The organism is uncultured Boseongicola sp. (assembly GCF_937988555.1).
Taxonomy (GTDB): Bacteria; Pseudomonadota; Alphaproteobacteria; order Rhodobacterales; family Rhodobacteraceae; genus Boseongicola.
Window position 1 is genome coordinate 16,948 of record NZ_CALJXO010000114.1, and the last position, 10,542, is coordinate 27,489.

Below are 10,542 nucleotides of genomic sequence, written 5' to 3' on the forward strand. Positions count from 1 at the left end.
ATCAGAACTCCAGAACCTGTTGTGACGTGACGGTGATGTAGAGGTTTGACAGCATCGAGAAGATGCCAAGGTTGCCGGCAAGGTCGGCGGCCGGGATGCGAATTGCCGTGGTGATCACACCGCGGTCAAGCCAAGTGACGGTTTTGATGTCGTCGCTGAACCCTTCCAACGAGGCTTTTGCCCATGTTGCGGTTTCATCGGCAGTGGCAAACTCCCCAACAGAGAAACTGCGGTTTGCATCTTGAGCGACCTGCAGCGCGCGCGCCTGGCCGTGGAAGACCAAAGACATTTCAACAATGCCAAACAGAAAAAAGATGAAAAACGGCAGCCAGATTACAGCCTCGACGGAAACGACACCGTCGGTGTCTTTGTGAAAACGGATGCTCCGTCTGCGGAGGCGGCGGAAATTCATACCCATGCTCTAAAGCTCCAGCAGGTGAACGGACGACACCTGAATGTTGATCTCGGCGAAAACGCCGATTAGGCCAACAGCCAACAGATCGCTCGACGGAACCGAGATATTGGTGATCACGTGCGGCGACGCTGCGAGTTCGTCCAGCGTGGTTTTCACCGTGGCGTTCGGCGCAAAAGACTGGAGATTGGCTAGCGTTATCGCCTCAAGATCTGTCTCCTCAACATAATACCCCGTTGACGCTTGACGATTGGTGTCCTGTGCGACCCGCAGCGCCTTGGAATAGCCGTGGAACATCAGCGACACATCGGTGATGAGTGCGAAAAACACGAGGTAAACCGGGACCCAAAGGACAGCTTCCACAGTAATCGCTCCATCGGCTTCGCGAAGAAATCGATTCAAGAAGAAACGCCGCAATGGCACTGGCAACGTCATACCTAAACACTCCATAAAGGGGGATCCGGGGGGAGAGGATCTACTTTTTCAGAGGTCTATTTAGCGCCATAAAAACGGCGGAATTGAGGAACCGTATTGCGATTCCTCCGCTCCATTTGGCGATAATTTTATGTAAATTTGAGGATTGTTGCCTATAGGGCGGGTAATCGCCGGACATCTTTGGCGATTACCGTGTTTTTGGGGGTCAGAGACCCTTGGCGCGATAGCTCGCCTCAATGCGACCGATGGATACCACATAGGCCGAAGTGCGCAGATCGGTGATCTCGGGGTGGTCGTGCCAGGTCTCGCGCATCGCCTGATAGGCGGCTCGCATGGTGTCCTCGAGACCCGAGCGGACAAGCTCCAACTCGCCCGCACCACGCAGGTATTTATCCTTGAAGCCTTTGGACAATTGCCAGCCAACGCCCGCGTCTTTCGACAGACGCTCCAACTCGTTGACCAAAAGCTGGTGGCGCGATTCCTCCTGACGACGCTGCATGCGGCCAAAGCGGATATGGCTGAGATTCTTGACCCACTCAAAGTAGGACACCGTCACACCGCCCGCGTTGGCGTACATGTCTGGAATAATCACGCAGCCCTTCTTGCGCAGAATCTCATCCGCTCCGGCCGTAACAGGACCGTTTGCAGCCTCGATAATCAACTGCGCCTTGACGCGGTCGGCATTCGACAGATTGATCACGCCCTCCAACGCTGCCGGGATCAGGATTTCGCATTCGTTTTCAAGAACCACGGATCCGTTTTCAACGTAAGTGCCGTCGGCAAAGCCTTTGACGCCGCCGTGGGAGCGAATCCAGTGACTGATAGCTTCAACATCCAACCCGCTCTCGTCCACCAGCGCGCCATCACGCTCGATGATACCGACAACTTTACAGCCGTCTTCTTCGGATAGGAATTTAGCCGCGTGGTAGCCCACGTTGCCAAGGCCCTGAACGATAACGCGTTTGCCATCGAGCGATCCGCTGAGACCGGCCTTGGCCATGTCGTCTGGGTGGCGGAAGAACTCCTGAAGCGCATATTGCACGCCGCGCCCCGTGGCCTCGACCCGACCCTGAATGCCGCCCGCATGCGGTGGTTTGCCGGTCACACAGGCCTTGGAGTTGATATCCGTCGTGTTCATCCGCGCATATTGGTCGGCCATCCATGCCATCTCGCGCTCGCCCGTGCCCATATCCGGGGCCGGTACGTTCTGCGATGGATGGATCAGATCGCGTTTGATCAACTCATAGGCGAAACGGCGGGTAATACGTTCCATCTCGTCTTCTTCATAGGCACGCGGATCGATGCAAAGCCCGCCTTTGGACCCACCGAACGGCGTTTCCACCAGCGCACATTTGTAAGTCATAAGCGCGGCCAGCGCTTCAACCTCGTCCTGATTGACCCCAAGCGAGAAGCGGATACCACCTTTGACGGGCTCCATGTGCTCGGAATGGACAGAGCGGTAACCGGTAAAGGTGTGGATCTTGCCGCGCAATTTAACCCCAAAGCGCACGGTATACGTCGAGTTGCAGACGCGGATTTTCTCTTCAAGGCCGGGCGGCAGGTCCAATAACGCCGCAGCGCGGTTGAACATGAGATCGACACTTTCGCGGAAAGTCGGTTCGTTGCTGGCTTGTGAGGACATATTTGTCCCTCCCTATCGCAGATATATTGCGGTCTTTTGTCGCCTGTTGGGGGAAGCCTATCGAAAGTCTCGGGGATTGCCAGACAAACCCTGCCCAAGAAATGGGCAGGATGTTTTAGTCGTCGTCGTAAGACGGCATCAAATTCAGGCTAAGCGCGGTCAATATCTCGGCCATCGCCTTGGCCTGCCCGCCCGACACAACACCGCCGATGCCGACGAATGTGCCGCGTGCCCACCAAAGGCCGGGCGCCCAACCGGCCTCGGTCGGAGTTTTAAGACGCACAAGAAACCCCTGCGACGGTTTGAACGCAAACGCCCCGCGATCGACCTTATCAACGTTATCGACACGCGTAAGAATACGTCCCGACCTGGTGCGCAAAACCTCGCGGGTAAGCACAATCTCATCATCCGTGGATCGCCGCATTACATCAGAGCCCCAAAGCGAAACGGCCCCCCCGACAATAAAAACGATGCGCCAACCGAAGGATGGCGAATTGGCGATGCCAAGCCACAAAAAAACGACGCCAAGCGCGAAAAAAACAAGGATACCCATCCATCGACGCCCGGCAGTCGGGGGCAGAACAGATAAGATTTCCTCGGGTTTATCGTTTTGTGTCATGGCGAGACGGTCCTTCGTACAAGGTCTCTGTAAAGCGTCTGAATTCGGGTCCGCGACAGGCGGCCGCCGTCGCGATACCACACGTGAATGCCCGCCAACATGGCAATCAGCGCCATTGTCGTAACGCGGGTGTCCTCGATCGCGAAGGCTCCGGTGTCTTGCCCCTCGGCCAGCACCACTTCAAGACGATCCTCGTAAGCGCGCCGGAGCGTTTCGATGGCGGCGAAGTTCTTGGGCGTGAGGTTTCGCAGTTCCATGTAGGCAAGAAACACCGCGTCGGGGCGATCAATGTGGAAGTCGATATGGAACGCGACGAACTGCTCAAGGCGCAACGCCACGCCTTTGACGGGGACGGTCGCATCCCACGCGGCCAGAAGCGCGGTCATATGATCGTGCATCAGATCAAAAAGCAGCGTTTGTTTGTCGGGTGTATAAAGGTACAGCGCCCCGGCCCCGACCCCGACCTCGGCCGCGATCTGGCGCATCGATACGGCCGCATACCCGGACCGCGCGAACAACCGAAGGGCGGCGTCACGGATGGCGGGGCCGGTAATATCGGCGTGGGAGCCTGCTTTTCGAGCCATACCGGTGCTTGTATATGAACAAGCGTTCATTTCAATTGGTGATTGCGCACCCCTTGCGGTTGCGCGGCGCTGAGGTCACATTGGCGCCATGCAATCTCCGGGATTTCTTGTCATACTTTGCGGCCTTGCCCTGGCTGGATGTGGCGACTGGCCAGATGTCGTGGATCCGGGCGGCAATGTGACGTCGGGCGACTGGCCAAAGCTTCAGCCATTGGGCGACCTCGGCGGACCGCCCGGCAGTGCCTGGGACGAAAGTGCAGCCTTTCAGAGCCTCGAAACCCGCGCCGCGCAACTTCGGTTGCGCGCGGCTATTTTGAGCACACCGCTGACGGATCAGGACAGTTTCGATCGCCTCCGGACCCTGCTGTCGCAGTAATCCACATATGCACTGCGCCGGGCGTTGCCCCGGCCCGCGCGACGCGGTAACACCGCCCGGTTGAATAAGGAGCCGCATGCCATGACTAAGCCTCTTCGCCTTGGAATTGCCGGTCTGGGAACAGTCGGCGCAGGCGTCGTAAAGATCGTCCAGACCCACGCGGACCTGTTGGCCTCGCGCACAGGTCGCATGGTGACGATTTCGGCCGTGTCTGCGCGCAGCAAAACGCGGGATCGTGGTGTCGATCTGTCCGGTTACGGCTGGGAAGACGATCCGGTCGCCTTGGCCGTGCGCGATGATGTCGATGTTTTCGTAGAACTTATGGGCGGCGAAGATGGCCCCGCAAAGGCCGCGACCGAAGCCGCGATTGCCGCAGGCAAAGACGTTGTGACCGCGAACAAAGCGATGATGGCCGTGCATGGTCAGGCATTGGCCGAGGCCGCAGAAGCAAAAGGCGCCTGTCTGCGGTTTGAGGCGGCCGTTGCGGGCGGCATCCCGGTGATCAAAGCCTTGAGCGAAGGCCTTGCAGGCAACGAGATCACCCGCGTCATGGGCGTGATGAATGGCACCTGCAATTATATCCTGACGCGGATGCAGGATGCGGGGCTGGACTATCAGACGGTCTTTGGCGAAGTCGAGGCCTTAGGGTATCTTGAGGCTGATCCGACCCTGGACGTCGGCGGCATTGATGCCGGTCATAAACTCGCGCTTTTGGCGTCGATTGCATACGGCACGCAGGTTGATTTTGGCGCGATGGCCATAGAAGGCATCGAGCGGATCAGCATCGAAGACATCGAACAGGCCGCCGACATGGGCTACCGGATCAAGCTTCTTGGTGTGGCCCAGATGACCGGGCGCGGTCTGGAAACACGCATGTCCCCTTGTCTGGTGCCCGCGACCTCGCCGCTTGGGCAACTTGAGAATGCGACCAATATGATCGTGCTGGAAGGCGACAGCGTTGGGCAGATTGTTCTGCGCGGTGCCGGCGCGGGCGAAGGCCCAACGGCAAGCGCTGTTTTAAGCGATGTGCTGGACCTTGCGCGCGGTACGCGCGTGTCGACCTTCGGGCGGCCTGCTGGCGAATTGGTTGCGGCGCGATCCGCTGTTTCGAGCGCCCCCGCCGCGTTCTATTTGCGGTTTGCGCTGGTGGATAAGCCCGGCGCATTGGCAAAGATTGCGACGGTCCTGGGGGATGCGGGGATTTCGATCGATCGCATGCGCCAGTACGGGCATCAAGACACCACAGCGCCGGTGCTGATTGTCACCCACAAAACGACACGTTCGGCCCTGGACGAGGCCCTGTCGGCGATGGACGGCACTGGCGTCTTGGCAGGCGCCCCTGTGGCGATCCGTATCGAGGAAGTCTGACCAAAACCCGGGCCAGGACGTCAGAAAATAAGACGCCAGACGCCTGAGCGTGCCAGGTCCATCACGACCACAACTGCGGTCAGATGCACCCCCATAAAACTTTCGTGCGCGTCCAGGTCACCACGACCGCCGCCCCAAAAAGACGAAGGGCCACATGGCTGATAACGCCCGCATAGGCGGCGTTGTCGCAATAGCCTAAAGGACTTTCAAACACCCAATTGGGGCGCGGTCAGAGGTTTTGACGCGCGCTGTGTGTGAAGCGGGACGTCCAGCGCCAGATGCAAAATTGCGGTACCTGTCAAAGCACCTGAACACGTGGCCGCCCCGCCGGACCGCACGTCCAAGCGCCACGCCGCACAGTATAAAGATGTTGTCGACGGCAAACGCCGACCGCCGGGCATCCGAGGAGTAACGCGCACCATTGACCGTTTGCGCCAGGATACCCATCCCCCAGATCGACACTGACACCATAAAGCGAGATGTCGGGCGCAAAAGCGCCCCGGCAACGCAAGACTGTAAGTTCCTTTTTTTCGTGAGCTTGCCTAAGGCTGCTTCCCCAAGCAGCAGCTGGGTGGGGCGTGCAAAGGGAGTGCTTACTCGACTTCGCGTACGGCAAGCGCACGCTGAATTTCCTGCCGCACAAGTTTGCGCACATTGCGGGTGATGCGCTCGCCCAGATCGCCCTGAAGTTCTTCGCGGATAAGGCTTGAGATCAGCGGGCGAATGTCGGCGCCGTCAAAAGATGCACGGGCCGCCCTCGCCCTCGGAGGTGCATCGTCCACACTTTCGGCCTGTGGCGCGACGTCGCTCACACCGTCATTTTCGGCTCCAACCGCCTCGGCCAGCGTCTGTCCAAACGCATCGTCGCCCGTAAGGGCGTCTTGCGCCATGTCAACGATGGCCGATGTCACCGCCTCGGTCAGCGCTGTTTCGACCTGATCTTGAAGGTCGGCCTCAGTTTCTTCGCCAAGCACGTCGGGGGGGGCTGCGACGACAGACACAAAGCGCTCGCGCGTCGGCGCAGGGTCCGGCGCGGGCTCTGACGTTTCTTCCGGGGCGGGCGGCAAAACTGCGGCGGGTCCCACACTTTTCGAGACTTCCGTCAATTGAAGCGGCGTGCTTGGGGGGCGCGTGACGGCACGGCTTGCCTTGAACACAATGTGATCGGGACGGTGTTGTTCCAAATCTTCACTGCCATCGGGCTCCCAGTCGTCCGAGCTGTCGGCGACCGCCGCCTCAAGTTCGGCAATCCGGTCTTCCAGAGATTTTCGGCGCGAGTTGTGCCCAATCAGCGGGGCTTCGATGCGCTGCGCCTCGGTTAGAACAAGCGCTGCGGGACCTTGTGGAACCTCGGCCCGTGGCATCCGCGGAAGTTCGTCAGAAACCAGCCGTCGCACTGACGACAGCATGTCTTCCACGTTCTGACCTGCGCCTGCTTTTGACATTCTGACCGACTCTTTTGCCCCCTGACATCGTAGCGACCGGACCGGACGCACACAACCGTTCGGCGCTATTGTTTCCCGATCGAGCGCAGCACGCGATCAAGCGCCTGTCCCTGCTTGCTTACCTGCCCGCGCGGCGCATTACTGACCGCGTTGTAATAGGCAGCGGGGTCGTAAATCGGCACGTTCAGGCGCAGATTTTCGGCCGTCATAAGCCCGATAGAATCGAGCACCTGATAGGCGGCAACGATGCGATCGACTTCAGCGGACACAAGGTTTGTGCGCGCATCCAGCACCTCTTGTTCCTGATCAAGCACATCCAGCGTGGTGCGTGCACCAAGTTGCAGCTCTTCACGGGTGCCACGCAAGGCCAACTCGGCCGCGCTCACCTGCTGTCTTGAGGCGTCAATGCTGGCAATCGCGACCGCCAGATTTGCGTAGGCGTTACCGACCTGTTGGTCGACCTGAAGACCGGCGGTGTAAAGCTGCGAGCGGGCCTCATCGCGGCGCGCCTGCGCCTGACGCAGCTGCGAAGAAATTGCGCCCCCCTGATAAATCCGCCCCGACAACTCCAAACCGATGCTCGCACTTTCGTCCCCGTCATCATTCACCGAAAGCCGTCCATTGGCATTCAGCGACGGACGCATGGCGCGCGACGCGATTTGGACGCCAAGTTCGGCCGCTTTGACCTGATGCTGCACTTGTTTCGCAATCGGATTTTCCTGTCGCGCGATGGCGCGCGCTTCGCCTTCGGTCGCCGGAATCGACGGCATACCCGGCGCGGGTGCCAGGGTGCCCGGATAGTCGCCAACAATCGTGCGATACTGCTCCTTGGCGCGGGCCAGACCACCCCGTTCGGCCGCCAGCGAACTGCGCGCTGCGGCAAGACTTGCCTCTGACAGCGATACATCGGTGCGCGTGACCTCACCCACTTCAAACCGGTCGCGCGTGGCGCGCAATTGCTCGATCAAAAGGCGGACGTTGTTTTCGCGCAACTCAACAAAAACCACCGACCGCCGCACCGCCTGAAACGCGTTCACGGCATTGAACAGTGCGGTATTTTCGGCGTCGATCAGAGCGGCACGCGTGGCCAGCACAGTTTCTTTGGCGATATCGATAGAAAGCTGCGAGCGGCCAAAATCATACAGCAGCATATCAGCGGACAGGCCAAGCTTCGCGCTAGACCCGGCACTTTGTGACGTATCGGCGTATTCAACCGAGGCAAGGTACTTAAGCACCGGACGCAGCTCAGCAATCGCCTGAGCCACATCTTCGTCTGCCGCGCGTAAAACGGCGCGGTTTTGATCAATAAGGCCGGAATTGCGATAGGTCGACACCAGAGCGTCCGACAGCGTTTCCGCCTGTGCAGTCGTTGAAATCATTGCGCCAACGGCCAGTGCTGCGAGCGTGTTCAGGGAGCGAAGGTTCAAGGTCTTCCCTTTCAAAGAAATACGTTACAGAGCAAATTCAGCGCTCCTCAAAAATCCCGCCAACAAGGGCGCATCGCCGTTGAACGCGTAGCGCCACGTGACGGCGCCGCCTGTCTTCAGTCCAACACGCACCGTGCCAAGCCGCCCGTCTTCGAAGATCGCCGCGATGCGGCCACCGTCTTTGAGTTGGTCTATCAATGGTTTTGGGACGACCTCAACACCGCCCTGGATCAAGATGACATCGTAAGGGCCATGCTGGGCCGCACCGTCTCCAAGCGGGCCTTCCACCACAGCCACATTGTCGATACCCACCGTCGAAAGCGCGCTTTCGGCTTCGGCGCAGAGGTCGGAATTGTCGTCCAGCGCAATGACCGCTTCTGCCATATGTGCTGCAACGGCAGACGAATAGCCAAACCCACAGGCCACATCGAGAACCAGATCATCGGATTGAATGTTCACAGCTTCAAGGATTTTGGCCAACGTCCGCGGATCCAAAAGCGTCCGCCCCGGTGCAATCTCGAGGTTTTCGCCTGCATAGGCGGCCTCTTGCAGCGCCCTTGGCACGAAGATTTCGCGCGGCACGGTCAGCATCGCCTCGATGATCGGAAACTTGGTGACATCAGAGGGGCGAACCTGTGTGTCGACCATAATTGTGCGGCGGCGGGCAAAATCGCTCATCAACCAAACTCTTTCGTTCAAAACAGTTCTTTGCTTGAACCATAACACAGGGATTGCCGCAAGCGCGCAAGCGTGTTTGCGCGCTTGCGTCGCAATCAGGCGTCGACTGAGAGCGCGTCGCTTTGGCGCGTTGGCGGAGGGGGGGCGCAGTCGAGTGTCACTCCGCAAAAAACCATTGTAAAACAAATATTTGCGCGTCGATCTGACCTTAAGTTTTCTCAGATTTTATTTGGCACGCTTGGCCCTCGGGGGTCGCCACGTCGCATAATCGGTCTTTTCGAATTAGAGGATCGCGCAAAATTTTGATGAAGCTCGACCCTTATCTGCGCGCGTATGTGATCGATCATCTGATCCCAAAACCGGTCCCCACTTTTGGGGATGATCTTTCGTGTTGTCGTGCATTTGTAAGGAAGAACTGATTTCTCCTTGCTAATTTCAAAATGTAATGCAATATCGATTATTGATGTTCGACAGTTTCAAGGGAGGTGTCTCGGCATGCAGGAGTCAACGGTAACCGCAAAGGGTCAGACGACACTCCCCAAGGACGTGCGGGCTGCTTTGTGCATCGAGCCTGGCGATAAACTGCGCTATCTTCTTCTTGATGGCGAAGTGCGGATCCTCAGGGCGCGGCCAGTGCGCGGCCTGAAAGGCGTTCTGAAGCGTTCCGATCAAGCGCCGGTGTCTCTGGGCGCAATGGAAGAGGCGATCGCTGAAGGGGCGACGAACGCATCAGAATGATTGCGCTGGATACAAATGTTCTGGTGCGCTTTCTGACGCAGGATGAGCCTGGGCAGGCGCGGGCCGCAACAGACTTGATCTCGGAACTGACGGAAACCAACCCGGGGTTTGTCTGTCGGGAAGTCCTTGTCGAACTGGTTTGGGTATTGGAGCGCAGCTACAAATTTTCCAGGTCTGAGATTTCGGGTGTTCTGGAAGGGCTGCTTTGTGCATCGGAACTTGTCGTTGAGGAGGCGGACTGCATTGGCTCAATCCTGCAACTTTACGACGTCAAAGAATTCGGGTTCTCTGATCTCATGATCCGGCAGGCCTCAAGGCGTTCAGGGTCGCATCACCTTGCCACCTTCGACAAGAAAGCCGCTCTTGTCGATGATGTCGAGTTGGTTGGGCAAAAACAGTCGCAGTAAACCGTTGTTACTCGAAATAGCCCAAGCAGACCTGAGTTTATATTATCCCAAAACCGGACCCCACTTTTGGGGATGATGGTATGCGTTATCAGGCATTTGATCCACTGTCCGGGAATTTAAAAATAGATATAAATACTTAAATTCAAAATACTAACGATCTTTCCTCATTCACAGTACAGCCAGAAGACGAGATTGAGTTCGTTTCGCATTTTAGTCTTCTGACACCAACGGCCACGTCTTGAACGCCCGTCGCCGATGGCCTTCGGCACGCTTTCGATAGCCGCGCAGTGCGTGCATTTGGCGATCAAGCTCAGTCAGTCGGTTGGGGTTGCGTCGTTTAAAGATCTTCAGCGCGCCGACCAGGAACTTTGTCTTTGTGATAATAAACAATAGCACCCTTAATCCCTCCCG

General features: G+C 58.0%; 13 protein-coding genes. 4 read left to right on the top strand and 9 right to left on the bottom strand.

The window, feature by feature from the left end; genetic code table 11:
• Nucleotide 1: 1 nt before the first annotated feature.
• The 5 genes from Q1B15_RS06280 to Q1B15_RS06300 all read right to left on the bottom strand — a co-directional run bounded on the left by Q1B15_RS06280 (nt 2) and on the right by Q1B15_RS06300 (nt 3,692).
• Complete coding sequence (locus tag Q1B15_RS06280; protein WP_299751733.1) at nt 2-412, bottom strand: TadE family protein; 411 nt, start codon at nt 410-412, stop codon at nt 2-4.
• A 9-nt stretch (nt 413-421) separates the two neighbouring features.
• Nucleotides 422-814, bottom strand: a complete 393-nt coding sequence (locus Q1B15_RS06285; protein ID WP_299751736.1) for a TadE family protein — start codon at nt 812-814, stop codon at nt 422-424.
• 238 nt (nt 815-1,052) lie between these two features.
• On the bottom strand, nt 1,053-2,489 hold the full coding sequence (locus tag Q1B15_RS06290; RefSeq protein ID WP_299751739.1) for a Glu/Leu/Phe/Val dehydrogenase: 1,437 nt from the start codon (nt 2,487-2,489) through the stop codon (nt 1,053-1,055).
• A 115-nt stretch (nt 2,490-2,604) separates the two neighbouring features.
• The gene (locus Q1B15_RS06295) at nt 2,605-3,108 is read right to left on the bottom strand and encodes a hypothetical protein (RefSeq protein WP_299751742.1); all 504 of its coding nucleotides are present in this window, start codon (nt 3,106-3,108) and stop codon (nt 2,605-2,607) included.
• On the bottom strand, nt 3,105-3,692 hold the full coding sequence (locus tag Q1B15_RS06300; protein ID WP_299751745.1) for a TetR/AcrR family transcriptional regulator: 588 nt from the start codon (nt 3,690-3,692) through the stop codon (nt 3,105-3,107). The genes Q1B15_RS06295 and Q1B15_RS06300 overlap by 4 nt, the downstream gene beginning before the upstream one ends.
• An 88-nt stretch (nt 3,693-3,780) precedes the next feature.
• Here Q1B15_RS06300 and Q1B15_RS06305 point away from each other — a divergent pair, with 88 nt between their 5' ends.
• Nucleotides 3,781-4,068 carry a hypothetical protein gene (locus Q1B15_RS06305; RefSeq protein WP_299751748.1) on the top strand — a complete coding sequence of 96 codons (288 nt, stop codon included), beginning with the start codon at nt 3,781-3,783 and terminating at the stop codon, nt 4,066-4,068.
• Between the two features lie 81 nt (nt 4,069-4,149).
• Nucleotides 4,150-5,436 carry a homoserine dehydrogenase gene (locus tag Q1B15_RS06310; RefSeq protein ID WP_299751751.1) on the top strand — a complete coding sequence of 429 codons (1,287 nt, stop codon included), beginning with the start codon at nt 4,150-4,152 and terminating at the stop codon, nt 5,434-5,436.
• A 593-nt stretch (nt 5,437-6,029) separates the two neighbouring features.
• On the opposite strand, the gene Q1B15_RS06315 is transcribed toward Q1B15_RS06310, so the two are convergent.
• From Q1B15_RS06315 to Q1B15_RS06325, 3 genes are all read right to left on the bottom strand, one after another.
• A complete protein-coding gene (locus Q1B15_RS06315; RefSeq protein WP_299751754.1) occupies nt 6,030-6,881 on the bottom strand; it encodes a hypothetical protein in 852 nt (283 codons plus the stop codon).
• Nucleotides 6,882-6,946: 65 nt separating this feature from the next.
• Nucleotides 6,947-8,308 carry a TolC family outer membrane protein gene (locus Q1B15_RS06320; RefSeq protein WP_299751757.1) on the bottom strand — a complete coding sequence of 454 codons (1,362 nt, stop codon included), beginning with the start codon at nt 8,306-8,308 and terminating at the stop codon, nt 6,947-6,949.
• A 24-nt stretch (nt 8,309-8,332) separates the two neighbouring features.
• On the bottom strand, nt 8,333-8,986 hold the full coding sequence (locus Q1B15_RS06325) for a protein-L-isoaspartate O-methyltransferase (RefSeq protein ID WP_299751760.1): 654 nt from the start codon (nt 8,984-8,986) through the stop codon (nt 8,333-8,335).
• Between the two features lie 495 nt (nt 8,987-9,481).
• Here Q1B15_RS06325 and Q1B15_RS06330 point away from each other — a divergent pair, with 495 nt between their 5' ends.
• Together Q1B15_RS06330 and Q1B15_RS06335 are read left to right on the top strand one after the other, a co-directional pair.
• Nucleotides 9,482-9,724: a type II toxin-antitoxin system PrlF family antitoxin gene (locus Q1B15_RS06330; RefSeq protein WP_299751763.1), complete on the top strand. Its 243-nt coding sequence runs from the start codon at nt 9,482-9,484 to the stop codon at nt 9,722-9,724.
• Nucleotides 9,721-10,131 carry a type II toxin-antitoxin system VapC family toxin gene (locus tag Q1B15_RS06335; protein ID WP_299751766.1) on the top strand — a complete coding sequence of 137 codons (411 nt, stop codon included), beginning with the start codon at nt 9,721-9,723 and terminating at the stop codon, nt 10,129-10,131. Before Q1B15_RS06330 ends, Q1B15_RS06335 begins: the two co-directional genes overlap by 4 nt.
• Before the next feature lie 210 nt (nt 10,132-10,341).
• Here the strand turns inward: Q1B15_RS06335 and Q1B15_RS06340 are convergent.
• A partial coding sequence (locus Q1B15_RS06340; RefSeq protein ID WP_299751769.1) for a hypothetical protein occupies nt 10,342-10,542 on the bottom strand: 201 nt, incomplete at its 5' end.

Excerpts from the sequence above, each read along its gene's own strand:
- Q1B15_RS06300 (WP_299751745.1), bottom strand. The coding sequence starts at position 3,692 with ATGGCTCGAAAAGCAGGCTCCCACGCCGATATTACCGGCCCCGCCATC.
- Q1B15_RS06290 (WP_299751739.1), bottom strand. The coding sequence starts at position 2,489 with ATGTCCTCACAAGCCAGCAACGAACCGACTTTCCGCGAAAGTGTCGAT.
- Q1B15_RS06295 (WP_299751742.1), bottom strand. The coding sequence starts at position 3,108 with ATGACACAAAACGATAAACCCGAGGAAATCTTATCTGTTCTGCCCCCG.
- Q1B15_RS06325 (WP_299751760.1), bottom strand. The coding sequence starts at position 8,986 with ATGAGCGATTTTGCCCGCCGCCGCACAATTATGGTCGACACACAGGTT.
- Q1B15_RS06280 (WP_299751733.1), bottom strand. The coding sequence starts at position 412 with ATGAATTTCCGCCGCCTCCGCAGACGGAGCATCCGTTTTCACAAAGAC.
- Q1B15_RS06310 (WP_299751751.1), top strand. The coding sequence starts at position 4,150 with ATGACTAAGCCTCTTCGCCTTGGAATTGCCGGTCTGGGAACAGTCGGC.
- Q1B15_RS06335 (WP_299751766.1), top strand. The coding sequence starts at position 9,721 with ATGATTGCGCTGGATACAAATGTTCTGGTGCGCTTTCTGACGCAGGAT.
- Q1B15_RS06315 (WP_299751754.1), bottom strand. The coding sequence starts at position 6,881 with ATGTCAAAAGCAGGCGCAGGTCAGAACGTGGAAGACATGCTGTCGTCA.
- Q1B15_RS06305 (WP_299751748.1), top strand. The coding sequence starts at position 3,781 with ATGCAATCTCCGGGATTTCTTGTCATACTTTGCGGCCTTGCCCTGGCT.
- Q1B15_RS06330 (WP_299751763.1), top strand. The coding sequence starts at position 9,482 with ATGCAGGAGTCAACGGTAACCGCAAAGGGTCAGACGACACTCCCCAAG.